This is a genomic window from Hydrocarboniclastica marina, from assembly GCF_004851605.1.
Taxonomy (GTDB): domain Bacteria; phylum Pseudomonadota; class Gammaproteobacteria; order Pseudomonadales; family Oleiphilaceae; genus Hydrocarboniclastica; species Hydrocarboniclastica marina.
Genome location: NZ_CP031093.1, coordinates 1,639,677 through 1,664,468 on the forward strand (window position 1 = coordinate 1,639,677; position 24,792 = coordinate 1,664,468).

General features: G+C 57.8%; 23 protein-coding genes. 11 read left to right on the forward strand and 12 right to left on the reverse strand.

Annotated features, from left to right (window positions below; genetic code table 11):
- Positions 1-492: 492 nt before the first annotated feature.
- The gene (locus soil367_RS07305) at positions 493-1,557 is read left to right on the forward strand and encodes a quinone-dependent dihydroorotate dehydrogenase (RefSeq protein WP_216642815.1); all 1,065 of its coding nucleotides are present in this window, start codon (positions 493-495) and stop codon (positions 1,555-1,557) included.
- Between the two features lie 295 nt (positions 1,558-1,852).
- On the opposite strand, the gene rmf is transcribed toward soil367_RS07305, so the two are convergent.
- On the reverse strand, positions 1,853-2,062 hold the full coding sequence (gene rmf, locus soil367_RS07310; RefSeq protein ID WP_136548353.1) for a ribosome modulation factor: 210 nt from the start codon (positions 2,060-2,062) through the stop codon (positions 1,853-1,855).
- A 385-nt stretch (positions 2,063-2,447) separates the two neighbouring features.
- On the opposite strand from rmf, the gene rlmKL reads away from it, so the two are divergent.
- The gene (gene rlmKL, locus soil367_RS07315) at positions 2,448-4,616 is read left to right on the forward strand and encodes a bifunctional 23S rRNA (guanine(2069)-N(7))-methyltransferase RlmK/23S rRNA (guanine(2445)-N(2))-methyltransferase RlmL (protein ID WP_136548355.1); all 2,169 of its coding nucleotides are present in this window, start codon (positions 2,448-2,450) and stop codon (positions 4,614-4,616) included.
- On the opposite strand, the gene soil367_RS07320 is transcribed toward rlmKL, so the two are convergent.
- The gene (locus tag soil367_RS07320; protein ID WP_172962295.1) at positions 4,604-5,257 is read right to left on the reverse strand and encodes an outer membrane beta-barrel protein; all 654 of its coding nucleotides are present in this window, start codon (positions 5,255-5,257) and stop codon (positions 4,604-4,606) included. The two genes, rlmKL and soil367_RS07320, sit on opposite strands and share 13 nt — an antisense overlap.
- 174 nt (positions 5,258-5,431) lie before the next feature.
- Positions 5,432-5,920, reverse strand: a complete 489-nt coding sequence (locus soil367_RS07325) for a hypothetical protein (RefSeq protein WP_136548358.1) — start codon at positions 5,918-5,920, stop codon at positions 5,432-5,434.
- 234 nt (positions 5,921-6,154) lie between these two features.
- Here soil367_RS07325 and soil367_RS07330 point away from each other — a divergent pair, with 234 nt between their 5' ends.
- The 3 genes from soil367_RS07330 to soil367_RS07340 all read left to right on the forward strand — a co-directional run bounded on the left by soil367_RS07330 (position 6,155) and on the right by soil367_RS07340 (position 9,487).
- Positions 6,155-7,450, forward strand: coding sequence for a M18 family aminopeptidase (locus tag soil367_RS07330; protein ID WP_136548360.1), 1,296 nt, complete (start codon positions 6,155-6,157; stop codon positions 7,448-7,450).
- Positions 7,451-7,583: 133 nt separating this feature from the next.
- Positions 7,584-8,501: a universal stress protein gene (locus soil367_RS07335; RefSeq protein WP_172962296.1), complete on the forward strand. Its 918-nt coding sequence runs from the start codon at positions 7,584-7,586 to the stop codon at positions 8,499-8,501.
- 11 nt (positions 8,502-8,512) lie between these two features.
- Positions 8,513-9,487, forward strand: a complete 975-nt coding sequence (locus soil367_RS07340; protein ID WP_246065580.1) for a YheT family hydrolase — start codon at positions 8,513-8,515, stop codon at positions 9,485-9,487.
- A gap of 27 nt (positions 9,488-9,514) precedes the next feature.
- Here soil367_RS07340 and soil367_RS07345 read toward each other — a convergent pair whose 3' ends face one another.
- The gene (locus soil367_RS07345) at positions 9,515-10,138 is read right to left on the reverse strand and encodes an arylesterase (RefSeq protein ID WP_216642783.1); all 624 of its coding nucleotides are present in this window, start codon (positions 10,136-10,138) and stop codon (positions 9,515-9,517) included.
- A 238-nt stretch (positions 10,139-10,376) separates the two neighbouring features.
- Between soil367_RS07345 and soil367_RS07350 the strand changes: the two genes are divergently transcribed.
- A complete protein-coding gene (locus soil367_RS07350; protein WP_136548366.1) occupies positions 10,377-11,060 on the forward strand; it encodes an ABC transporter ATP-binding protein in 684 nt (227 codons plus the stop codon).
- Positions 11,057-13,549, forward strand: a complete 2,493-nt coding sequence (locus soil367_RS07355) for an ABC transporter permease (protein ID WP_136548368.1) — start codon at positions 11,057-11,059, stop codon at positions 13,547-13,549. The genes soil367_RS07350 and soil367_RS07355 overlap by 4 nt, the downstream gene beginning before the upstream one ends.
- A 162-nt stretch (positions 13,550-13,711) precedes the next feature.
- On the opposite strand, the gene soil367_RS07360 is transcribed toward soil367_RS07355, so the two are convergent.
- From soil367_RS07360 to soil367_RS07370, 3 genes are all read right to left on the reverse strand, one after another.
- Positions 13,712-14,899, reverse strand: a complete 1,188-nt coding sequence (locus soil367_RS07360; RefSeq protein ID WP_136548370.1) for an iron-containing alcohol dehydrogenase — start codon at positions 14,897-14,899, stop codon at positions 13,712-13,714.
- Positions 14,896-15,444, reverse strand: a complete 549-nt coding sequence (locus soil367_RS07365; protein WP_136548372.1) for a hypothetical protein — start codon at positions 15,442-15,444, stop codon at positions 14,896-14,898. Before soil367_RS07365 ends, soil367_RS07360 begins: the two co-directional genes overlap by 4 nt.
- Positions 15,445-15,536: 92 nt before the next feature.
- On the reverse strand, positions 15,537-16,820 hold the full coding sequence (locus soil367_RS07370; RefSeq protein WP_136548374.1) for a M48 family metalloprotease: 1,284 nt from the start codon (positions 16,818-16,820) through the stop codon (positions 15,537-15,539).
- A gap of 144 nt (positions 16,821-16,964) precedes the next feature.
- Between soil367_RS07370 and soil367_RS07375 the strand changes: the two genes are divergently transcribed.
- The 4 genes from soil367_RS07375 to soil367_RS07390 all read left to right on the forward strand — a co-directional run bounded on the left by soil367_RS07375 (position 16,965) and on the right by soil367_RS07390 (position 20,299).
- Positions 16,965-17,438 carry a PaaI family thioesterase gene (locus soil367_RS07375; protein WP_136548376.1) on the forward strand — a complete coding sequence of 158 codons (474 nt, stop codon included), beginning with the start codon at positions 16,965-16,967 and terminating at the stop codon, positions 17,436-17,438.
- Positions 17,435-17,863 carry a PaaI family thioesterase gene (locus tag soil367_RS07380; RefSeq protein WP_136548379.1) on the forward strand — a complete coding sequence of 143 codons (429 nt, stop codon included), beginning with the start codon at positions 17,435-17,437 and terminating at the stop codon, positions 17,861-17,863. Before soil367_RS07375 ends, soil367_RS07380 begins: the two co-directional genes overlap by 4 nt.
- Before the next feature lie 204 nt (positions 17,864-18,067).
- Entirely contained in the window at positions 18,068-19,975 is a 1,908-nt protein-coding gene (gene htpG, locus soil367_RS07385; RefSeq protein ID WP_136548381.1) for a molecular chaperone HtpG, read from the forward strand.
- Positions 19,976-20,044: 69 nt separating this feature from the next.
- Positions 20,045-20,299, forward strand: coding sequence for a DUF2835 domain-containing protein (locus soil367_RS07390; protein WP_136548383.1), 255 nt, complete (start codon positions 20,045-20,047; stop codon positions 20,297-20,299).
- Between the two features lie 40 nt (positions 20,300-20,339).
- On the opposite strand, the gene soil367_RS07395 is transcribed toward soil367_RS07390, so the two are convergent.
- From soil367_RS07395 to soil367_RS07415, 5 genes are all read right to left on the reverse strand, one after another.
- Positions 20,340-20,918 (reverse strand): lytic transglycosylase domain-containing protein, encoded by a 579-nt coding sequence (locus soil367_RS07395; RefSeq protein ID WP_136548385.1) that lies wholly within the window; start codon positions 20,916-20,918, stop codon positions 20,340-20,342.
- Positions 20,919-21,037: 119 nt separating this feature from the next.
- Positions 21,038-22,759, reverse strand: a complete 1,722-nt coding sequence (locus tag soil367_RS07400) for a proline--tRNA ligase (RefSeq protein WP_136548387.1) — start codon at positions 22,757-22,759, stop codon at positions 21,038-21,040.
- Positions 22,760-23,007: 248 nt separating this feature from the next.
- Positions 23,008-23,352: a hypothetical protein gene (locus soil367_RS07405; protein WP_136548389.1), complete on the reverse strand. Its 345-nt coding sequence runs from the start codon at positions 23,350-23,352 to the stop codon at positions 23,008-23,010.
- 187 nt (positions 23,353-23,539) lie between these two features.
- The gene (locus tag soil367_RS07410; RefSeq protein ID WP_136548391.1) at positions 23,540-24,007 is read right to left on the reverse strand and encodes a flavodoxin family protein; all 468 of its coding nucleotides are present in this window, start codon (positions 24,005-24,007) and stop codon (positions 23,540-23,542) included.
- Between the two features lie 152 nt (positions 24,008-24,159).
- Positions 24,160-24,630 carry an Lrp/AsnC family transcriptional regulator gene (locus soil367_RS07415; RefSeq protein ID WP_425459978.1) on the reverse strand — a complete coding sequence of 157 codons (471 nt, stop codon included), beginning with the start codon at positions 24,628-24,630 and terminating at the stop codon, positions 24,160-24,162.
- Positions 24,631-24,792 lie beyond the last annotated feature (162 nt).

A 24,792-nucleotide genomic window follows, 5' to 3' on the forward strand; every position in this document is an offset into this window, starting at 1 on the left:
ACCCTGATTCAGGGGAAAAACGACTTTTTTGGAAATAATTATGCACAGAAAACGACCACATAAATGAGTACGCCAAAAATCTGTCATTTGCCGAGGGAATTACCTTGCAATAGATAACGTATTGATAAATAAGGATAATAAGGCTGTACAAAAAATGATCAATCTGACGCGAGGGCGGCTATCTCAAGGCTTGGGCTGATTTGCACCGCCGTTTTCAACAGAGTTATCCACAGATTCCGTGGATAACGTAACAAGTGCTTCACGGCACAGTCATTTTTGCCTGATATTCTCGAAAAACGAGTCTGCGTCCCGGCATTATCTGCACGTCGGCGGGCGCGCGCCAAACAGAGTTCGAGCCGTCTGTTAAACGACGGACGACCAGCCACTACAGAAGTCGGCAAACAGCGCGTCAAATTCTCGCTGAGAATCAATACCTGTCAGCGTGGTGCCTATCAGTTATAATGCCGGATCTTTGCAAACTTGGGGTCCGTTCTGTTGTATTCCCTGATCCGCGCCTTACTTTTTACGCTTCCAGCCGAAGTTTCCCATGATCTTTCCCTATCAGCTATCAGCAGGCTGGAACGATTGAATGCCACTCGACTGCTGCCCGTAGCTGAGCCCGACCCGGTAAAGGTCATGGGGCTTACCTTTCCCAACCCAGTTGGTCTGGCCGCCGGGTTGGATAAGAACGGTGCCCACATTGACGGGCTAGCGTCACTCGGGTTTGGGTCGGTTGAAATCGGAACCGTAACGCCCCGGGCACAACCTGGCAATCCTAAGCCCAGATTGTTCCGACTGCCTGAGCATCAGGCGATCATCAACCGTATGGGCTTTAACAACGCGGGGCTGGATCAGGTGCTGGCCAATATAGCAATGCGCCGCACCCGCGGAATTCTAGGTGTTAATGTAGGTAAGAACTTTGATACTCCGGTAGAACGTGCCGCTGACGACTATTGTCTGGGGATCGAACGAGTCTACAGCGCTGCCAGCTATATTACAGTCAATGTATCGTCGCCCAATACGCCGGGGCTGAGAGATCTTCAGTTCGGTGAGTCGCTACGGCACCTGCTTGAGCGCATTCGGCGATCGCAGCTGGCAATGGCGGACAAGCAGGGCCGCTATGTTCCGATCGCAGTAAAAATTGCGCCGGATATGGACGGTGCCGCGCTTCGGTTCGTGGCCGACTGTCTGGTCGAGTCCGGCCTGGACGGGGTTATCGCGACCAATACCACGATTGATCGGACTCGGGTCGCGGGCGCAAAGCACTGTGAGGAGGCGGGCGGCCTGAGCGGAAAGCCGTTAACGGCAGCATCTACTGCAGTCATTTCCCAGCTAAGCAGCCATCTTCAAGGCGCGTTGCCGATTATCGGTGTGGGTGGGATAACCAACGCAGAGGATGCCCGGGCCAAATTCCGCGCAGGCGCGAGTCTTGTTCAACTCTATACCGGGTTCATCTATCGCGGCCCGGCACTCATCCGGGAGTCTGTCGAGGCGCTTCGTTCAGAAAAGAAACTGCCTGCAAACAGGCATACAACTGGATCGGGACAGTCGGTATAGCGGGATAGTCAAAATAAACAGTCGAAGCAAATAGAAGGGCCCGCTAAGCGGGCCCGGGCGGAGAACTGGCTCCGTAGCATTGAGCTGATTTTTTGATAGAGGGTCGGGTGGACCCTGCCAGCAGGAAGGCTTTAACCCTTCCGAAGCAAGCGTCTCCTGGTAGCGGGTTAGGCCGCTCTGTCGATTGAGGCGCTGCGGTAGTGTGCTTCTTGGTCCCGGGAAGAAGCTGAACCCGTTTCTGGACAGAAGCTCCGTGTAGGAGCTAGCTGCCTGGGTGGCTACAAGCCAGAAAAGATCACGCTGTGATGTTGGGAAGCTTGTGAATACCGGAAACACCAATCAAGCCGTCCCAATTGTCGGAGCGACCCTCACGCCAACCACTGAGCCACTCATGGCGGGTATCAGGATTATCGAGAGGGCAGGCGTCTTTGGTTTTGCCGGCCATACCTGCCATATAACCCTTTTTGAATGCCCGGGCTGACATGTCTCTTTTCTGTCTTTTCATGCTGTTGTCACCTCATGGTTTATCCGAAAAGATCATGAGCGTGCGCACGGCCGGCTGACTTGCAAAAACCTCTGTACAAGAGCGGAGTCCACTTGAATAGCGGCTTCCAGCGCTCCGTATCGGAGGTGCAACCGGTTGGTCGACCTGTCCTGGGGTACCCTCGGTCCGAACCATCGTCCGGACCTGACAATTTGACGCGTCATCTTGAGTAAAGCCTATAGTGCGGCTGATGTATACAATTTATTTAACATAGATTTCAGTTTTCTTATGGTTTGTTGAAATATGGGTTTCGGGTTCGCGCGCAAAGCGGGCCTGCGAACGACATTGGATCCGCCCGAAACATTGTCCGCCCAACAGGGTGACGAGCTGACGTTAGAGAATGCGTATGAGTTCACGTTTTTTTACAACTTGCCCCAAAGGACTCGAGTCGCTGCTGGCCGAGGAACTCACCGCTCTGGGCCTCTCTGTCCAGAGAGAAACTCCGGCAGGCGTCTGGGTTGAGGGCGAGCTGCAGGAGGCCTATGTTGCCTGCCTGCATTCCCGGCTGGCTAACAGAGTCATCTGGCATCTCGCTGAAGCCGAGGTGAGCAGTGCTGCTGACATACATGGCGCCGTGGTAGCCATCGACTGGTCCCGACATCTGAAACCAACCGGGCGTTTCAAGGTCAGTTTCCAGGGCCTCGGTGCGGGTATTCGTAATACCCAGTTCGGGGTTCAATGTGTCAAGGATGGTATTGTCGATCGCCTTCGCGGTGAGGATGGGAGTCGTCCTGCGGTAGATCGGGTTGACCCCGATCTTTCTGTCCATGTGCGTTTGCACCGGGACCGTCTCCATATTGGTATTGACCTGGCAGGGGCGAGCCTCCATCGCCGTGGTTATCGCACAGAAAGCGGAGCGGCGCCTTTGAAGGAGAATCTGGCGGCGGCCTTGCTGCTGCGCGCCGGGTGGCCTGCCATCGCGGCAGCGGGGGGTGATTTTGTTGACCCGCTGTGTGGTTCCGGAACCTTGCTGGTGGAAGCCGCGCTTATGGCGACTGATACCGCGCCAGGACTGCTCAGGGAAGACTTTGCCCTTTGCCGCTGGCCCCAGCACGACGCTGACCTCTGGCATACGCTGCGTGAGGAAGCGCGGTCGCGAAGCGAGAAAGGTCGGGCCGCATCGGCCGTACGCTATTTTGGCTACGACGAGGACAAGCGCGTTGTAGCGACAGCCTGGCGCAATATAGATCGTGTTGGATTCGCTGATCGCATCCACGTTGAGCGACAGAGCCTGGTCGAGCTTGCAGCGACGGGTTCGAGCAAGCCCGGACTCATATTGACCAATCCGCCATATGGCGAGCGTCTCAGCGAGCGCGATAACCTCGGTGAGCTGTACCTGACGCTGGGCAGTAAGGTTCGCGAGCACTTTCAGGGCTGGCGTTTCGGGGTTTTCACAGCAGTACCCGAGTTTGGTCATGCGCTCGGTTTGCGCCCTGACCGCCGCTATAATCTCTACAACGGCAGTTTGCCAGCCAAGCTACTGATGTTCAGGTTGGAGAAGGATCAGGAAGCCCGGGCCTGGACCCCGGAGGATCCGGATGCACCGCCACGGCCACGTGTGGCCAACCGTGAGCGGGCGGCCATGCTGGCCAACCGGTTGCGCAAGAATATCAAATCGGTTGGCGCCTGGGCGCGTAAGCGTGACCTGGAGTGCTTCCGGCTCTACGATGCTGATATGCCCGAATATTCACTGGCTATCGACGTGTACGGCGAATGGTTGCATGTGCAGGAATACCAGGCGCCAAAAACCATAGACGCTGCCACAGCAAGGGAGAGACTGGCAGAAGCGATGGCGGTTATCCCTGAAGCCGTGGGCGTTCCGGCGGCGCAGATGGTTGTGAAGCAGCGCCGTCGACAACGAGGGGATGAGCAGTATGAACGACAGGGCCAGGGTGGCCACCGTTTGATCGTCAGCGAAGGGTCATGCCGCTTTTATGTGAACCTTATCGACTACCTCGACACTGGGCTATTCCTGGACCACCGACCGGCGCGGCTCTGGCTGGGTAAGCAAGCCGAGGGTAAGCGCGTGCTAAATTTGTTCGGGTATACCGGCACGGCGACTGTACATGCGGCACTGGGCGGTGCCGTCGGTTCTCTGACAATCGATATGTCGAAAACCTACCTGGCCTGGGCACGGGAAAACTACACCTTGAACGGCGTTAGCCTCGCGGCCCATCGACTTGAGCAGGCAGACTGTCTGCAGTGGTTGGCGGAACCGCCGAAGGAGCGGTTTGACCTTATTTTCCTGGACCCTCCCACATTCTCCAACTCGGCCCGGATGGACGACGTGCTGGATGTTCAGCGGGATCACGAGCGCCTGGTGGATGACGCTATGGCTCGCCTGGAAAAAGGCGGCACCCTATTTTTCTCGAACAATTACCGCCGTTTCAAGCTCAGTGCCAGTCTGGAAGCCCGGTACCAGGTTGAGAATATAACGCGCTCAACCATTGACCGGGACTTCAGCCGAAACAGCAAGATTCATCAGGCATGGCTTATCCGCCATCAGAACTCGTAACGGAAGCCGACGGTGTATTGCTCGGTATTAATATCGGTTGCCGTGTCGGTATGCAGTCGGCCGCCCTCAAGTAACAGGTAAGCACTGTCTATCAGTTTGAAGTCAAGGCCGATCAACCAGCTTGTGCTGAAGTCGCTCTCGTACAGTTCGCCCTCGATACCTTCGAACCGCCCGGGGGTTGCTGTCTCGGCTTCCGTACGCACGTAGGAAAAACCGAACTGGCCGTAGACACTGGAGAAGTCGGACCAGGGGTAAAGTCCACCGATGTACCAGCTGATAAAGTAGGGCATGCTTACGTCAAGATAAGCCCTGAAATCTTCGGGGTTATCCTCAGCCCTGGCTCCCGGTGGCAGGTAGGAGGCCTTGCCGTCGTCGAATTCACCGCCGGCGCGCAATTCAACCTTGAAATGGTCGGTGATATAGGTACCAAGGCCAAGTCCTGCAGAGTAACTCTCAGCGGTGGCATCGGTCGGGCCGATGGACGAGTAGTTCATTGAGGTCGCAAACAGGAGGAGATAATCCAGCCCTTCCTTGCTCGGCTGCTCAGGCGCAGCAGGCGCTTGTCCCTGCTGGGCCTGAGCCAGGGCCAGGCCAGGGAACAGAAGCACTGCCAGGGCGGTTGAACGTACAGCACGGTTCATAGGGATGTGTTTCCTGCTGGTAACGGGATCTTCTGTATGCGGGCTCGCATCGTCAGTGGCGGTCGCGAGGCTGCGTTGTCTGCTGCCCGGATGAGTAATGACAAGGCGCCCGGGAATTGTGCCTGCCCGCTGACGGGATGTCATCGAAGCCGGTCACAAATCGGCAGTGCTCGGCTATTCGGGTTGGGGCAGTTCTCCGCAGTCTGCTGTCAGCAAGAGCAGGGAAAGAACGGTTGCTTCGGGTAACTCTGGTTCCAGGTCATGTTCCTGGCAGAGTTCACGGCGGCGGTCGTCGATCTCGTCTACAGACAGTGTATTGATCAGATTTGAAATCGGCGCGACTTCAAAATTGGGATCTTGGCCAAAGGCTGCGTAGAGGAGTTCCACCAATTCTTCATCCGGGTCGACCCCGTCGCAGAATACCGTCCGGTCGGCCAGATCCATCGTCATTTCCTGGACAGCGTCGATAGCAGGGACCCCGTGTTCCTGCAATCGCGTCATGTCTACAGAGAGATCCTCGGGGTCATCCGGAAGCCAGCTCTCGTCTGGCATAATCACCACGGCCTTGATGCGGCCGTCTTCCAGGGACCACGCAGCGGCGACTGGAATCAGCCGGCCCTCTGATTCAGCAAACTCGATATCGATAAACTGGGGTAAACGCATTCAAGCTGTTCCTTGGCTTCGGCCCATAGCTGCGTATGCAGTGCCGCGGCGCGTAGTATACATTGGCAACGCCAACGTGTTTTTCATCACGCCACTTGGGAGTCGGCCCCTGACGCGATTAAGCGGTTGTGCCACACTAATGGGCCGACTCTATAGAGTCGGTCTTTACATTACCACCAGGGACGTCTGACGTCCTGGCCACGTTATTCTGCCCCGAGGTCTCTGCCAGGCTTTATGAACAGTGAAAACTTTGTTTCGTCGCTGCGGGAGTTCCTGAATCATTCTCCCACGCCTTTTCACGCTGTACGCTCCATGCAGGCGCGCCTGGATGAGGCTGGATTCGAAGCGCTTGATGAGCGTCAGGTGTGGCAGTTGGAGCCCAATCAGGGCTACTACGTCATTCGCAATGGCTCATCGATCGTCGCGTTTCGAACCGGTGCAGGCTCTGCCGTCGACAAGGGCGTAAGAATGGTGGGCGCCCATACGGACAGCCCCTGCCTCAAGCTCAAGCCGCAGCCGGACATCCACCGGCACGGCGCGTATCAGTGGGGGGCCGAAGTTTACGGCGGGGCTTTGCTGAATCCCTGGTTTGACAGGGATCTCTCCCTGGCTGGCCGGGTCGTGTATCTGGACAACAACGACATTACGGGCAAGGCGCTGATCGATTTTCGACGGCCGGTGGCAACGGTCCCCAGCCTGGCGATCCACCTGGATCGGGAAGCCAACAATGCCAGGTCGATAAACGCTCAGAAGGATCTACCGGCTGTTGTCCTGCTGCCGGGTGAGGGTGAAAAGAAATCAGTAAAAGCAGTACTTCTGGCTGAACTGGAGCGGGTGAACCCCGAGCTGGCCGCAAAGGACGTGCTGGACTTTGAGATGAGCCTTTACGATAGCCAGCCAGCAGCGATAGTCGGGCTGGAGGGAGACCTTCTGGCTTCCGCACGACTTGATAACCTTCTCAGCTGCTACGTCGGGTTGCGGGCGCTGTTGGACATGGAACAGGGGCAGGCGGCGCTTTTGGTCTGCAATGACCATGAGGAAGTGGGCAGTATGTCAGCCGAGGGCGCCCAGGGCCCGTTATTGACCAGTATCCTGCGGCGCTGGCTGGGCGATGGAGACTACCATCGAGCGATGGCGGGCTCAATGATGGTCTCGGCTGACAATGCCCATGCAATCCATCCCAACTTTGCCGACAGACACGATGAAAACCATGGCCCACGGATCAATCAGGGTCCGGTGATCAAGGTTAACAACAATCAGCGTTACGCGACCAACAGCGTAACCAGCGCGTTCTATCGGCGCTTGAGCGGTAGTCTCGGCTTGCCCTGCCAGACCTTTGTCGTGCGCTCCGATATGGCCTGTGGAAGCACCATCGGGCCGCTGACTGCCGCCAACCTGGGCATTAAAACCCTGGATATTGGTGTTCCCCAATGGGGCATGCATTCAATTCGGGAAACTGCCGGCGTCAAGGACTGCGTCAATCTGTATCTGGTGCTCAAGCTGTTCTTCGCCAGTCCGGAACTGCCTTAGTGTTTAGCACGGCACTTGAGCGAGCCCGCCTCGGCACCAGCCATCGGCCCGCCGGGCCCCGTGAATTGGCGCTTTAAGCGAGTCAAAAAGCCTAAATAGAGGCGTGACGACAAGCATGAGAAGAGGATCGAGCATGCAGCCCAGAAAAATTCTGGTGTCCCTGGAGTACGCACGCGACAACAGCGCTATTCTCCAGCGGTTAACGCGCTTCGCCCAAGGTCTGGGTACGGACGACCCGGCTGCGGAACTTGCAGTGCTGCTGGTCGTCGTGGATTACAGTGACGGTCTTGAGCGGAGTTATCCCTTCGACAAAGACGCGTTGGCGAGAGCGCGCAGCGGATTTCTCAAGGCTCGGCAAAAATGGCTGGAAAACCAGGCGCAGGGGCTGCGCGCGCAAGGCATCCCCGTGGAGGTCAAAGCATGCTGGGGCAAGCCGAAGTATGTCGCTCTGCTGGAGGTCGCGAGCGAGTGGGAGGCTGATCTGATAATGAAGACCACATATCAGCACAGTGCTTTGCGACGGGCTTTACTCACACCGGGCGACTGGCACCTCATCCGTAAAACCCATGCACCGCTATGGCTGGTCCGGGATGTGCCATGGGGTACCCATGTCAGTGTTGCCGCTTGTGTCGACCCGTCGCCTGAAAGCCCCTCGGCCCGTGATGAGCGACTGTTGGCCGCAGCCCACGATCTGGCGGTGCTTTTGCCTGCTGAACTGCACGTCATCCACGCTTTCGAACCCGCCCCAACGGGACTGCTGCCTGAGTTCGATGCGTTGATGGACAACAGCGAAACTATTCGTCATGAGGTTGAGGCTCAGCAAAGAGAAGCGATCGATCATTTGCTGGCAGGCCGGGTAGAACCCGGTACCCGGTTGCATCTGGAGGAAGGGGAGGCAGTCGACCTGCTTCCAGACATCACTGCGCGGGAGTCGATCGACCTCGTTGTCCTGGGTGCTGTCGCCCGTAGCCCTCTGGAAAGAGTGCTCATTGGCAGCACGGCTGAACAGATACTTGATGAGATAACTTCGGATCTGTTGGTTATCCGATGAATGATCCGGTAATGCCCCCGTTGTTTCAACCGCCACGCTGGTTGCGCAATGGCCACCTGCAAACCGTCTGGCCGACGCTGTTCCGTCGTGTCGAGCTGGCACGCCCTCAGCGCGAACGGCTTGAAACCCCTGACAATGACTTTCTCAATCTGGACTGGTATCGGGCGGGCCATCGGCGACTCGCCATCATCAGCCATGGCCTCGAAGGTCACAGCCGACGTCCGTACGTACTGGGGATGGTCAGGATGCTGCAGGCGCAAGGCTGGGATGTACTGGCATGGAACTTCCGCTCCTGCGGGGGCGAGCTGAACCGCTCCGTCGGGTTCTACCACAGTGGCGCCACGGAAGACCTTGACCTGGTGGTTGGCCACGGTCTGGGCCAGGGCGCCTATGATCGGGCCGCGCTGGTCGGTTTCAGTATCGGTGGCAATATCAGCCTGGTCTATCTGGGGCGCAAGGGCGACGGCTTGGATTCAAGGGTACAGGGTGCGGTGGTTTTCTCGGTCCCCTGCGACCTGAAAGGCAGTGCCGAACAACTGGCTCGCCCGGAAAATCGTATCTATATGCGCCGATTCGTGCGGGATCTACGGGCGAAAATGATCGCGAAGCATCAGCACTTTCCCGACTTGATCAATCTGCACGGGATCGAACAGGTATGTACGTTTCGCCAGTTTGATGACCGATACACTGCACCGCTGCATGGCTTCCGGGACGCCGAGGATTACTGGAAACAGTGCTCCAGTCTTTTCTATCTTCACAGGATTCGAAGGCCGACGCTAATTGTCAACGCGATCGATGATCCATTTCTATCCGCGGCTTGCTACCCTCAGGCAGAGGTTCGCGGCAACAGCCATATTCAGCTGGAAACGCCGGCCCATGGAGGGCACGTTGGTTTTGTGCCGGCGAAATTGGCGCAGCCGGGCCATTACTGGTCCGAGCTTCGGGCCGCGAATTTTCTCGAAAATCTGGCGGCTATCGGCACCTAGCGGGAAGCGTCAGCCATAACAGGAAAGCTAACCGCCAGCCGTGTCCCGCAAAATCGCTTGAAGTTCTGGCCAGACGTTTTCCAGAAGTCGGGATTGGGCGTTGGCAGTCGGGTGGATTCCATCGGACTGCATCGCACCCGGTCTGTTGTAGACACCTTCCAGAAAAAAAGGAACGAGCGGGACATCGTACTGTTCTGATATTTCCTTGAATACGCGGCTGAACGCCTGGGTATAGCCACTACCGAAATTGGGGGGCATCTGCATCCCCACCAGAAGTACGTTGGCGCCGCTGCTGCGTGAGCGCTCAACCATCTCTACCAGGTTTTCACGTATAACCCTGGGCGGAAAACCCCTAAGTCCGTCGTTGCCGCCCAGCTCGATCACGACCACGTCGGGATCTATGTCGCGCAGCAGGCCGGGTAACCGGCGCAGGCCGCCGTCCGTCGTTTCGCCGCTGATGCTCTCGTTGGCAACATTCCAGTCCATATTTTCGCGCTGCAGCCGCTGTTTCAGTAAGCTGACCCACGCGTCTTCTACCGGTACGTTGTAAGCTGAGCTCAGGCTGTCGCCCAGAATCATGAGGGTATTAGCGCTGCTGGCGTACGCACCAACAGAGAAGGTTAACAGTGTCGCAGCGAGAAGCGCAGCCATTCGAGGCACTAGACATCGCCTTAACCACAGTATTTTGACCAACCGCAACCGTTTGGGGAACCCGAGTAATGAAACCATAATCAGATCAAGTCCTGCCTTTGCCCATACTGAGCCAGAACCACCCGGGCGCAGTGAAGGGTGCTGTTCCAGCATAAGGAGAAAATCGTTGTTTCAGACTGACACAGACCGAAGCCGTTCCCCGTCGACGCCAAACTCCTCGATAGTGAGGGTTATTGGCATGAGCCACCGTGTTTATCTTGAACAGGATGCGCTGACGATCTTGCAAGGCATTGAGCTGGATATCAAGCGAGGCGAGTCCATCGCCATTGTCGGTCGCTCAGGATCGGGTAAAACCACTCTGCTGGGGCTTCTCGCAGGCCTTGATACGCCAACAGAAGGGCGCATCGAACTCGACGGACACCCGATCAGTGCCTGGGATGAAGACCGTCGCGCGGCGCTAAGGGCCGAGTTGGTGGGTTTTATTTTCCAGTCTTTCCAGCTGCTGCCAGCCCTCAGCGCACTTGAGAATGTGATGCTACCGCTGGAGCTGCGACGGGAACGGGATGCCCGGAAGCTGGCGACGGAATTACTGCAGCGGGTTGGACTGGGCGAGCGGCTGCAGCACTCGCCTCGGCAATTATCCGGCGGCGAGCAGCAGCGGGTGGCGATTGCCCGCGCGTTTGCGGCGCGGCCGGTGGTGCTGTTCGCGGATGAGCCAACGGGCAATCTGGACAACAGTACCGGGCGTCAAATTGCCGACCTGCTGATGAACCTGAACCATGAGGAGGGCACCACGCTGGTAATGGTGACCCACGACGAGCGTCTGGCTGCGCGGTGCGAACGGCAGGTAAATATTGAAGAAGGTCGATTGTCCGAGGATGCCCTCAAACACCGGACGCCATCGGTGGAGGCCGGCAAATGAGCCGTGCGGGTGTGTTCTGGTGGTCCAGCCGTCGTGATTGGCGTCAACGTGAAGTGAAAGTAGTGCTGTCTTCGCTTATTGTTGCGGTAGCTACAGTCGCAGTCATTTCGCTATTTGCTGATCACCTTCGACGGACGCTGGTGAGTTCGGCCACCCAGTTTCTCGCCGCCGACCGCCAGCTTGAGAGCGAAAATGGCGAGCCCATACCGGCAGAATGGCGGGCCCAGGCGCGTTCCATGGGGCTGCGGACTGCCCAGATGATCGAGTTCTCCACCATGCTCGACGGTGGTGATAACTTTCAGATGGTGTCGGTCAAGGCGGTCGATGACGATTACCCGCTGCTGGGCGAGGTGGAGTTCCAGCCCGGGCCCGGAGGCGAGCGCTCTATGCGTGCAGAAGGTCCGCCCCCTGGCGAGCTTTGGGTAAATTCACGCTTGCTGCAGCTCCTGAACCTGTCTGTGGGCGAAACGGTAGCGGTTGGGCAAAAAGACCTGAGAGTGAGCGGGATACTGGTGCGCGAACCCGACTCCCGCTTCAATCTCGGTGGACTGGCGCCCAAAGTGATGATGCATTTTGGGGATGTGCCCGAAACGGGCGTGATACAGCCCGGCAGCCGGGTAGAGTATGTGGATTTCTATGCTGGTCCGGAGGCGGCGTTGGAGCGCTACTACAGCTGGTTGCAACCTCGGCTTGGGCCCAGCCATGAGTGGGAGAGTATCCGCGACGGCGAGGCCATATCGGAATCCCTCGACAAAGCCGAAGGCTTCCTGCTTCTGGGCGGCAGCCTTGCCGTGCTCCTGGCCGCTGTAGCGGTGGCAGTTGCCAGTCGCCAATACGCACTTCAGCAAAGGGACAACGTTGCACTCCTCAAGACCCTCGGCATGACCGGCCGGCAAGTCAACCGGCTGTATCTGGAGCGGCTGGGTCTGTGGGGGCTGCTTGGGGTGATCGTCGGTCTGGTACTGGCGGTGCCTGGGTTTATAGCGCTCGCTGTGACCGCAAACCGTATGCTGGACCGCCCGGTGGAATGGAGCCTAAACCCGGCAGCACTATGGCCGGCCCTGGTTACTGCACTGGTTGCGCTTTTCGCCTTTGCCTACCCGCCTATCAGCCGCCTGCGCACCGTGCCCGCCATGCAGGTGCTACGGAGCCAGCCGGGCGAGCAGGGGGAGGGGCTGGGTCGGGATCTGCCTGTGGCCCTTCTGGCAATTTTTGCACTGCTCTGGTTCTATTCTGGCCAGGCCACGCTGGTTCTGGCGCTCATGCTGGGTCTGGGCCTGTTGATGGCCACTCTGACTGTTGTTTCCTGGCTGATTGTTGCTGCGCTGCGCAAAGTGCGCGGCGGCGGGAGCACCTGGCGGTTGGCTCTGGTATCGCTGTACCGGCACCGCCAGTCGAGTCTGTCCCAGATGGCGGTTTTCGCAATGACCCTCATGCTTGCGGCAACGCTCTTCCTGGTGCGCAGTGCCCTCTTGGAGGACTGGCAGGCGCAATTGCCAGACGACGCACCCAATCATTTTCTGATCAATATCGCGGACAATGACGTCGATGATGTTGAAGCATTCCTCATTGAACGCGGCCTTTCGGCGCCGATGCTCTACCCCATGGTCAGGGGTCGCCTGACAGCCGTCAACGGGACGCCGGTGCGGGAGACCGTCAGCAAGGACGCTGATATAAACGCCCTAAACCGGGAACTCAACCTGACCTGGATGGACACACTGCCCGAGGATAACCGCATTATCGCAGGCGATTGGTGGCCTGACACGGAATCGGAAGGCGCGTCGGTTGAAGCCGAGCTGGCCAGCAAGCTGGGACTGGAGGTGGACGACACGCTGACGTTTACTATCGGCTCACGTGAGCTTTCAGCGCCGGTCCGGAGCATTCGCACTGTCCAATGGGACAGCATGCGCCCAAATTTCTATGTCGCCTTCGCCCCCGGCAGCGACTTGAGGGATTTCTCTTCCACCTGGATTACCAGTTTCAACCTCGCGGAGGGTCGGAAGTCCATACTCAATGAGTTCAGCGCAGCGTTTCCTACCGTATCCATTCTCGAAGTGGACATTTTTATCGAGCGGATCCGGGAAATTATCCGGCAGGTGACGTCAGCGATCGAGTCGATACTCATCATGGTGTTGATTTCCGCCGCGCTTGTGATGGCGGCCGTCGTCAGCGCGACCCTGCTCGATCGCCAGCGGGAGGGTGCGCTGATTCGAACACTGGGCGGGGACCGCAAGCTATTGGTGCGCAGCACCATGCTGGAATTTGCATTGCTGGGATTCTTCGCCGGGCTGTTGGGGGTGGTTGCGGCAGAGCTTGTGGTTTGGATTCTTCAGTACCAGCTCTTTTCCGGCAGTTTCAGGTGGCACGGCACATTATGGCTGGTGTTGCCAACGTTGAGCGCTGTCGTGCTTGCAATTTTTGGCCGCCTGCAACTGAGTACGGTACTGAACGTGTCGCCCATGATTCTGTTACGACGGCTGGAAAGTTAGCGGTGGTTTAAAAAGGTCCGGCTATAAGATCAGAGGCGCAGGCAGTTGGTCGTGAGGCGTGGATTCCCACGCCCGTCGCCCTTAATGGACCTGCCGTCGGTTAAGGGCTCGTGGGCGTCCATGCCGTTATTGCCAAGGCATTGCCAGGAAGGATGGTTCGTTTCAGCCCCAGGCCTTCTCCAGTACTGCCTGTGCATCTTTCAGCCTGACTTCTCTTGGGTTGTACATGATCGAGCCGTCGTCGAGGCAAGCGCCGGCGATCCGGTCCAGCTGGCTCTTTTCCACTTTGCCGGTCTCCTGGAGCGTTCGCGGGAGTTGGCAGCGCTCATGGAGCGCATCCCGCATCTTACGGATTGCGCTTATCGAAGCCTGTGGCCGGTCGGCCTCTGGAGTCCTTGCGTAGATTTCCGGCCCTTCCAGATGGAGTAGCAGTTCGCCAAGTGGCTCGCGGATCTGCTCAATGTTGTATTCGAGCACGTAGGGGAGAAACAGGCTCATACAGACGCCGTGGGGAATATGGCAGATGGCGCCCAGAGTGTGTCCCAGGGCGTGAACCAGACCGACCATTGAATTCGAAAAGGCGATGCCGGCCATCGTGGACGCTTCAGCCAGTTCCAGCCGGGCATCAGAGTCCTGAGGGTTATCCATGACTTTCAGCAGGTTATGGCTGATTTTCTTGATAGCGCCCGATGCGTAGGCGTCCGATAGCGGATTCTTGCCGATACAGGTAAAGGCCTCGACCGCATGGGTCATGGCATCCATCCCAGTCGCGGCCGTGATGTGCGGCGGCAGGGTCAACGTCATTCTCGGATCGATGATCGCGGCGTCGGGTAGCAGGAATGACGAGGTGAACGGCAACTTGACGGAACGCCGCGTGTCAGCAATGACCGCCACTGACGTCACTTCTGATCCGGTGCCGGCAGTGGTTGGGATAACGAAGAAGGGCTTAAGCGGACGCTTTAGCACACCGGCTCCCGCGTACGCGCTGATTTCATCGCCGCCTTCCGAGACCAGGATGTTAACGGCTTTGGCCGTGTCGATGGGCGAGCCTCCGCCGATCGCGATGATCGAGTCGCAATTGTTCTCCCGGTAGACTTTGGCAATTTCCCGGACCACATCCGTTGACGAATCGGGGGGCACATCATCAAATATGACAGTAATTTCCTGGTTGCTGTCCTCGCAGGCGCTAAGGACCGGGTCCAGCAAGCGGGCGCCGCGAACGCCTTTGTCCGTGATGATCATGGGCCTTTTGGCGCCAACCGAACGGAGTTCGTAGGGAATATGTTCCAGGGCCGCGTTGCCGGCGATAACTTTGACGGGGCAGAAGAATTCGTAGTAGCGCTTGCTCATGATGCTTTCACCGTTGAGAACAGGTTGCCGGCCATTCGGAGGTAGATTCGTGTGGCCGACCTGAGTTTGCCGGAAAGCCTCAGGTCGACGGGATATTCCTTGACCGCCCGGTCCGCGATAAACCGTGGAAGTATGTAGGCCTCCAACTGGTTAAGAATGCGGGTAACCCGCAGGGCATGACCCAGGTCGCCGTCGACCAGGATCCGGTCATGGGCAAACGAAACCGAAGTCTTTTCCTGGAAAGACAGAACCAGGAAAGCATGGGTAAGGTGCTTGAACTGGATGCTCAGGTCCGGTTTACGCGGCGTTTTCTGACCGAGGTAGCGCAGGCTGCCGTCCGTCTGTTTCTGGACAACCAGCGCAGGTCCGTCGGGCATCACCGTCATCTCGAAAATAAAATCGTCGGGCATGACCGCTGCTTCCTCCTGAACATAGCGGTCGACTTCACTGGTGGCCTGCAGCGCACGCCCGACGACTTCCATCATCAGCCGCACATACATGCGCCGGGCAGTGGAGCACTTTCGGCCAGATTGTTTTGTTGGCATGAAAACCTATTCCTCTTAATGAACGGCTTGAACGGCATATCGAAGTAAGAGCGGGCAACACTCTACACAGAAGACTGCCTTCCAAAGCAGTGTTACTGATTGAGCTGGTTCAACCTGGCCTGAGCCTGCTCACTGAACCTGCCGCCCCCGCTGGCGGCGACCTTGAAATATTCACGGGCTGCATCAGGGCGGCCCTGTGTTTGCGCTAGTTCGCCCAGCCCCAGGAATGCAAGTGAAGTCGGGACCCGCTCCGCAGACGCTTTCAGGTCTTCACGGGCCTCATTCAGATGCCCCATCTCTTTATGGATCAGGCCCCGCTGGAGTCTGAAGCTGAACATCTCCGGGTAGAGGTTCACAGCCTTGTTGAGACTTGCGATCGCAGCGTCGGGCTTGCCGGTGGCTTTGAGCAACTGACCCCGCAGGGCGTTGAAGCTGGGTTCATCCGGAACGATCTCCAGTGCCTGGTTAATCTTGGCCAGTGCCTGAGAGTATTGTTCCTGTTTGGCGAGTGCCAATGCTTGCTGCTCCAGGTCATAGGCAGGCTGTATCTTACGAAGGTAAGCGGTCTTTTCCTGATAGGTTTCAGCACCGATGCGCCCATCTGCTCCCAATTCCCGGGCGGTTTTTTCATTAGCCTCTACCCGAGCCATGGAAGGGGGATGAGAAGCAAACAGGCCAGAGATGAAATCCGAATCCTGACCTTCCGAAAGACGCACAAAGATGCGCTGGAGCTCAACGGCTTCCTGCGGGTCGTAGCCGGCCTCCGCCATGTATTCCATGCCGTAACGGTCGGATTCGAGTTCGTGGCCGCGCCCGTACTTTGCCATGGTCAATTGGGCTCCCAGGGCGGCGCCCCCTATCAGCATCTGCGCATAGTCATTGTCGGCAACAGCCAGACCCAGGCCAGCCATGCCGGCATTGAGAAGCATCCCCTGCTGCATGCGTTGTGCGCTGTGGCCCGCAGCGGCATGGACAATCTCGTGACTGAGCACGGCAGCGAGCTGTGCTTCGTTTTCAAGCTCCATGAGCAGGCCGCGGTTGATCGCGATTTTGCCGCCAGGTAACGCCCAGGCGTTGGGCACGCCGTTGTTCAGTACGGTGAACTCATAGGGCAGGTCGGGGCGATCACTCTGCGCTGCAAGCTTCTGGCCAATGTTGCTCACGTATTCAGAGAGTTCTTCGTCTATGGTATATTCGCCTCCCTGACTCTGAAGCGTAGGCTGATACTGCTGCTCGCCTATGCTGCGCTCTTCTTCGCCGGATATAAGCCGCAGCTCGCGCTCGCCGGTCACAGGGTTGGTAGAACAGCCAGCCAGTGAAATAACGATCAGGCAGAGGGCCAGCAATGTAGCCCTGGCAGGGTTGATTCTCGACACAGTAAGCTCCTCCTGAAAGTCTTTGCCGGGGTTTATACCATAGGCTACCGACCTTAACCCTGACTTTCACTCAAAGCTTTGAACAGAGTCCGGAAGTTGTCCGGTACCGCCCGGTCCACTGCCCATTGCGATAAGGAACCCTTGATGAATGACCCCGGCCTCATGGGAAGCGTCAACCGCTTCGTAGGTACCCTGAAACACTGTCAGCACCTGGGCATTCGGGTGCTGGAAGCCGCCGATAACCATCTGCTGCTGGAGTTGCCTTACAGCGACCACATCATTGGTAACCCGGATACACGCGTAATTCACGGTGGCGCCATCACGACGCTCATGGATACCGCCTCGGGGGCTGTGATTATCTGCGCGCTGCCGGAGTTCGAGCTTTGTCCGACGCTGGACCTGCGGATGGACTATATGCGTCCGGCCAAGCCGGACCTTCCGGTGTTCGCGGCAGCCCATACCTATCGGGTGACCCAGAACATCGTCTTCACACGCTGCGTCGCCTACCAGGGGTCGCCCGACAATACTATCGCTGACTGTGTGGCAACGTTCATGCGGATCGGGGTTGCTGCTACCCCGAAAGCGTATCGCGAGCTCATTTCGAGGGGACTGTCATGATCGATAAGGCGGCGCTGCAGCGAGTGCGGGAAGAGGGCGACCTTTTTGAGCTGATTGCAGCGATACCCTACGCAAAGACGCTGGGGATGAGTTGCGAGCGGTTCGGCGACGACATGATTTTTACGTTGCCACCGCGCGACACAAACCTTGGCAATCCGATCCTGCCAGCGATCCATGGCGGTGTTATAGGCGGGTTCATGGAAATGTCTGCGGGTCTCTATCTTATGCTCCAGCAGGACGCTCCCAAATTGCCCCGCATTGTCGACTTCTCGATCGATTTTCTGAGAGCAGGACTCAACCGGAGTACTTTTGCCGAGTGCCGCTTAACCCGCCAGGGCAACAGGGTTGCCAACGTCACGGTGTGGTGCTGGCAGAAGTCCCGGCAGGAGCCTACAGCCACGGCGCGCGCCCACTTCATTCTCTAGTTGAAGCCCTCTCGCTCGCTGGCGGACAGCCGGGCGAATGGATGAACGGGCCGGTAGAAGTCACAGGCTTGAAATCAACTTCCTTAACCCCATCTTGTGCCCAGACTCATTAGCCGCCCGAACATTCGTCCGGGCCGCCAAATCTGGCTGATGCTGCCCATGGGCTGCATCGGCCGCCACCCGTCACTAAGGAGATAGGGGCACATGACGGTCGAAACACAGAAAGAAACCCTGAGCTTCCAGACTGAAGTGAAGCAGTTGCTTCACCTGATGATTCATTCGCTGTACTCCAATAAAGAGATATTCCTGCGGGAACTGGTATCGAACGCGTCCGACGCGTTGGACAAACTTCGCTTCAAATCTCTTAGCCAGGCCGACCTGGTCGAGGACGATGCCGAGCTGAAAATCCGGCTGGATTTCGACGCCGCGGCGGGCACAATCACTCTTTCGGATAACGGCATCGGCATGAGCCGGCAGGACGTCATCGAGAACCTCGGGACCATTGCCCGCTCCGGCACCGCTGACTTCATCCAGAATCTCTCCGGTGACCAGAAGAAGGACTCCAAACTGATCGGTCAGTTTGGGGTGGGCTTCTACTCTGCATTTATCGTGGCGAACCGCGTCGAGGTTCTGACGCGCAAAGCCGGCGCACCTGCTGAAGAGGGCGTCCACTGGGATTCCACTGGTAACGGCGAATTTACTATTGGTGCGGTCGAGCTAGCCGAACGCGGCACGACAATTATCCTGCACCTGAAGGACGAGGAGAAAGAGTTTGCCGACGGTTACCGTCTTCGCAGCCTGATCAAAAAGTACTCAGATCATATTTCTTTCCCGGTCGTGATGAAGTCTGAACCCCAGGAGACGGAAGAAGGCAAAGAGGCCGAGGCGCCCCAGGATGAGACTGTCAATGAAGCGACTGCGCTATGGACTTTGCCTCGCAATGAAATCAAGGACGACGAGTACAAAGCCTTCTATAAGCACGTCGCCCATGACTTTGAAGACCCGCTGACCTGGTCCCACAACCGTGTGGAAGGCGCGTTGGACTACACCAGCCTACTGTATATTCCTGCCCGTGCGCCTTTTGACCTCTATAACCGCGACGCGCCCCGCGGGCTCAAGCTCTACATCCAGCGCGTCTTTATCATGGACGACGCGGAGCAGTTCCTGCCGCTCTACCTGCGCTTCGTCAAAGGCGTAATCGACAGCAATGACCTGTCCCTTAACGTCTCCAGGGAAATTCTTCAGAACGACAAGACCGTTGACACCATCCGTACTGCGTTGAGCAAGCGCGTTTTGGACATGCTCAAGAAATTGGCGGCCAACGAGCCTGAGCAGTACCAGAAGTTCTGGGATGAGTTCGGTCAGGTTCTCAAGGAAGGCCCTGCGGAAGACTTCTCCAACAAGGATAAGATCGCCAAGCTGCTTCGCTTCTCGACAACGCAGACTGGCGAGGCGGCCCAGACCGTATCTCTGGACGACTATATCGGGCGCATGCGCGAAGGCCAGGAAAAGATCTACTACATCACCGCTGACAGCCACACCGCAGCCAAGAGCAGCCCGCACCTGGAGGTTTTCCGCAAGAAAGGTGTCGAGGTTCTGATTCTGTCCGATCGTATTGATGAGTGGATGATGAACTACCTCAGCGAATACGACGGCAAGTCATTCCAGGATGTCGGCCGTGGCTCGCTGGACCTGGGCAGTGTCGAAACAGAAGAGGACAAGAAGGAAGTCGAGAAGGCGGCGGAAGAGCACAAACCTCTGCTAGAGCGTCTGAAAAAGGCGCTAGAGGACCGGGTTCAGGATGTCCGCGTCACCAAGCGCCTGACTGACTCGCCGGCTTGTCTGGTGGTGGGCGACTTCGACATGGGAGCCCAGATGCGCAAGATCATGGCCGCTGCGGGGCAGAAGGTACCTGACAGCAAACCGATCTTCGAAGTGAACGTGGAGCATCCGCTGGTGCAACGGCTCGAAAGCGCCGATGGTGACGAACGCTTCAACGATCTGGCCACGGTGCTCCTGGACCAGGCAACCCTGGCCAGCGGCGAGCAATTGGAAGACCCGGGATCTTATGTAACCCGCCTCAACCGACTGCTGCTGGAACTCTCTCGGTAAGCGGGCCCGGCCGCCCCGGGCCCAGCAGTGGCCTGGGGCGGAAACCGATATCCAGCCGACGTGCTGAAAATGGCCCATCTACAGGAGCCACCGGACACCTTGGCCCAAAGCATCATTGTTGATCTTCGGATTTCCGCAGACGAATGGCTTCGGCTTTACCGTGGCGAAGCGCTGGATGTCGTCGCGCGAGCGCGTGATGGCCGGAGCGTCCGGTTTCCGGCACGTATTCTACGGCCGTTTGTCAGGCATGACGGCATCAGTGGCGCTTTTCTGATCGAGTTTGGACAGGACGGGAAGTTTCAGTCAGTGGAACGGATGGGGTAGGGGTCAGTCGGTATATAACCGACCAGTGCCATGGGCGACTTCAATTTCTGACGAAGTAGTACTTATCCCACGCGTTCATGACTCTCTCCGGATACCAGGTTTTACCTAAGCTCCCGTTATAGCGGGCCAACGCGCGGGTAAGGTTGCCCTTTTCAATGTCCAGGTAGTGCCTGAGGATTGTCGAGCCGTAGCGCAGGTTGGTCTTGATCTGGGTGAGGTTGTCATCCGGGCGGCCTATTTCGTTTTTCCAGAAGGGCATGACCTGCATGAGCCCCTGCGCGCCGGCGGACGAGACAGCAAAACGGTCGTAGAGACTTTCCACATGGATCAGGGCCAGCAGCAGCTCGGGTTCCAGATCGATGCGCTGTGCCTCCTGATGAATCAGACGAAGAATTTCAAGGCGCTCGTCGTCGTCCTTGATCCAGCTACGGGTACGCCCTGACATATCGACTAACCAGACCTCGGCGTCGAACCGGTCTTCGAAGCTGGTAGCGCCTTCAATGGTCTGCTTCAGCACGGCCCGCAGTTCACTATCCGGGGTCTGGGCAACGACGGGTGTGACCGACAGCAGCAGTGCTGAGCAAACCAGGGCTTTAAGAACGGCGTGCTTTCGAGTCATCGGTTCACATGCGGTCGTGAAATATGTGGAGGGCAGTGCTTGGGTTAAAGATAGCAGCAACGCACGAAGCCGCAATCAAACCGCGTGCGTTTGCTCCTGTACTGGACCGCAGAGTTGCGTTAGATGCGCGCTTGCACAAAGGCGACAATCTCCGCAATCGCCACATCCTGCGATTCTCCGTCCCGGCGCCCCTTGTACTCCACACTGCCCGTCTTGAGCCCGCGGTCGCCAATGACTATACGGTGGGGGATGCCTATCAGCTCAAGATCGGCGAATTTGACGCCTGGCCGCTCGTTGCGGTCGTCCAGAAACACATCGCAGCCTGCCGCGCGCAACTGCTGGTAGAGTGACTCAGCAGCGTCCCGGACTGGCTCCGACTTATGGCCGTTAAGCGTAACCACGGCCACATCGAATGGCGCCAAAGCCCGGGGCCAGATGATCCCGTTGTCGTCGTGATTCTGCTCTATCGCCGCGGCAACGATGCGGGTCACGCCGATACCATAGCAGCCCATATCGACAGTGACTGCCTTGCCGTTCTCGTCAAGCACGTTGGCGTTGAGGGCCTGGCTGTACTTCTTGCCCAGCTTGAAGACGTGACCGACCTCGATGCCGCGCTTGATTTCGTAAACGCCTTTGCCGTCCGGGCTGGGTTCGCCTTCCACAATATTGCGCAGGTCGGCACACTGGCCCAGGGGAAGGTCGCGCTCCCAGTTGACGCCAGTCAGGTGAATGCCCTCGCGGTTGGCACCGCAGACAAAATCGGCCAGATGGGCAGCGCTGTAGTCCACTATGGTCGTGAAGGGTAAATTGACCGGGCCGAGTGAGCCCGGGCCGCAACCCACGGCGGCAGTGATTTCCTCGTCACTGGCAAATACGAGAGGCTCTGCGACCTCGGGCAGGTTCTCTGCTTTTATCTCGTTAAGCTGGTGATCACCGCGTAGTATCAGTGCCACCAGTGGCGCCGGCGCGTCGTCTGCTTTTGCTACGCCCCGGACGATCAACGTTTTGACTGATTGTTCCGCGAGCGTGCCCAGGAACTCTGAAACTGCGTCGATGGTTTTCTGCCCAGGCGTGGCCACTTCCTCAAGCTGCCTCGAGGGCTCGGGGCGAGCGCCGGACGGTGCGAGCGCTTCGGCTTTCTCTATGTTGGCGGCATAGCTGCCCCCGGAGCTGAACGCGATGGCATCTTCGCCCGAGCTTGCCAGAACATGAAACTCGTGGGAGGCGCTGCCGCCGATGCTGCCGGAATCAGCCTGCACGGCGCGGAATTCGAGGCCAAGGCGGGTGAAAATCCGCGTATAGGCGTCATACATGACCTGATAGGTCTCATCCAGTGATTCTGCGTTGGCGTGGAACGAGTAGGCATCTTTCATGATGAATTCACGCGAGCGCATGACGCCGAAGCGGGGGCGGCGCTCGTCACGGAACTTGGTCTGGATCTGGTAGAAGTTTACTGGCAACTGCTTGTAGCTTTTGAGCTCATTGCGCACAAGGTCCGTGATCACTTCCTCATGAGTCGGGCCGACGCAGAACTCGCGCCCGTGGCGATCCTTGAGTCTCAGGAGCTCATCCCCGTATTGTTGCCACCGACCGGACTCCTGCCAGAGCTCAGCCGGCTGAACCGCGGGCATCAGCACTTCCTGAGCGCCGGCGTTGTCCATCTCCTCTCGCACAATGTGTTCCACCTTGCGTAACACCTTGAGCCCGAGCGGCAGCCAGCTATAAAGCCCCGACGCGAGTTTGCGTATCATGCCGGCGCGAAGCATCAGCTGGTGGCTGATCACTTCTGCATCGGCAGGTGTTTCTTTAAGGGTGGCAATTAAAAAGCGGCTAGCTCGCATGAAATTTCCCTGGGGTGCCTGGAGTTGGGTATTGGTTCGATCTGGCGTGAGCGGCGCGGTGGGCAGCCGATTACCATAATGACGAGGGTATTCTACGAAGCTGTTGCCGGGAGGTACAGCGGTGGCGTGCAGACGGCCAGTCTATTAAGGCACGGCTTGCCGGTTTGATGAGGCGGCCGCCTCAAAGTTGAGGCTGGCATCACCTGGGGCTGCAGGCCTCACCGCAGACCCGGGCGAAAGCGCCAACCCTATTTTATACGCCAGGTCTGGACTGTCAGCCTGCCGTGACGCTTACGCCACTCGTTCAGCGTCTGATGGTTGAAACCGCGGCTCTTCACGACCTCCCGAGTGTAGGGATTGCGGAATACCTTGAGTGGCGTTAGGGGGCGAGTACGGTCTGTTCCGGCATCAGGGTGGGCGACGACGAGTATCTCTGCGGCCTGCTGCGCGCTAAGCCCGTGTTCCGACAGAAGTTGCTCTATGGCCAGATAGAATTCGGTGTCAGTGTCTTGCTCCGTTTGCTCATCCAGTGCCCGTAATTCCCGGGCGAGCATATGTTCCAGCGACTTTTCCTTAAGAGCTGCATTTGTCATGGGTACTTCCTGTCATCCTCTCTGGTTGTTGTTGGAAATTGCCGCCGGGTTGCGGCAGCGCGTCCTGCCTGCGTATTGATGGCTTGAACCGGCCTGTAACCAGACCGCCAGCTGGGTCCATTACACCATACGCGTTGTCGTGCTGGGGTTAAGAAACTGTAGGGCGAGCTCTTCCGCTGTTCTGGCATCAGAAAATGCCGGCGTCGAGACCAGCAGCGAGATACGTGCCCAACTCCTCGCAATCGGTGAGGAACGTCTCTTTGAATTCGCCCTGGCAGAGAAGCGGCGCTCGCACCGCGCCCCAGCGCAACCCGGTTGCGATGCTCTCAACGGCACGGCGGGTGCCGGTGCCGTCGTGGCCCGCACGTATGTAGAGCGCATAAGGCTTGCCTTGGGTTCGTTCAAGGCAGGGGTAGTAGCTTCTGTCAAAGAAGTCCTTGAGCGCACCGCTCATGTACCCCAGATTTTCTGTCGTCCCCAGTATCAAGGCATCAGCCACCAGAACATCCTCCGGTCCCGCCTCCAGCGGTGGCTTGAAACTTACCTCAACCCCCTCCACGTCAGGGTGCCGGGCGCCTTTGAGGACCGCGTCCAGCATACGGTGGGTGTTCGGCGAAGGCGCGTGCGCAACGACTAACAGGTTTTTTCGGGCCATAGCCTGCTCCCTCATGAAAGCTAATATGAATGTCCCGTGCAGTTGTTTCGGTCGCCGTATACTCAGCCTCGGTCATGCAGCCCATGCTAGCCGCGTGGAATAGCCTCTGCGGGACGACCAGCGCAGGGTGAACAAACTGATTGCGCCGAAAACTAAAGATATCCCAGCGGCAACTCGGTGTTGTCAACAACCCGGCGGAGCACAAAGCTGGAGTGTACTCCGCTGACCCCGGGAATGCGGGTGACTTTGTCCAGCAAAAAATGCTGGTAGGCATCCATATGGGGCACGACCACCTTGAGCATGTAGTCTGCCTCCTGACCCGTGACCAGGTAACATTCCTGCACCTCCGGAAACGTGGCAACCTGCTGCTCGAACGCCTCGAATCGCTCAGGCGTATGCCGGTCCATGCCGATCTGAATAATGACTGTTAAGGTGAGCCCCAGCTTTTTACGCTCCAGCAAGGTTACGCGCCGCAGGATAATGCCGGCATCTTCCAGGGCTCGCACCCGCCGGGAACAGGGAGAGGGCGACAGCCCTACCTGTTCCGCGAGCTGTTGGTTGGTCAAGCTGCCATCGCGCTGAAGCAGCTCCAGGATTCTGCGGTCGGTACGATCCAGCTTGATAAGTTTTTCGTCTGTCGTCATGAGTTTGGTCATTTTAGCCAATTATTGGCCGAATTATGGCTGATTCCGCTAAATCTAAGCTAAAAATACTAAAAAACGCAAACAGATAGCGCGATGTTTGTCGTAAACTGTCCGTATTATCGAATCAGGTCTTGGGTGCTG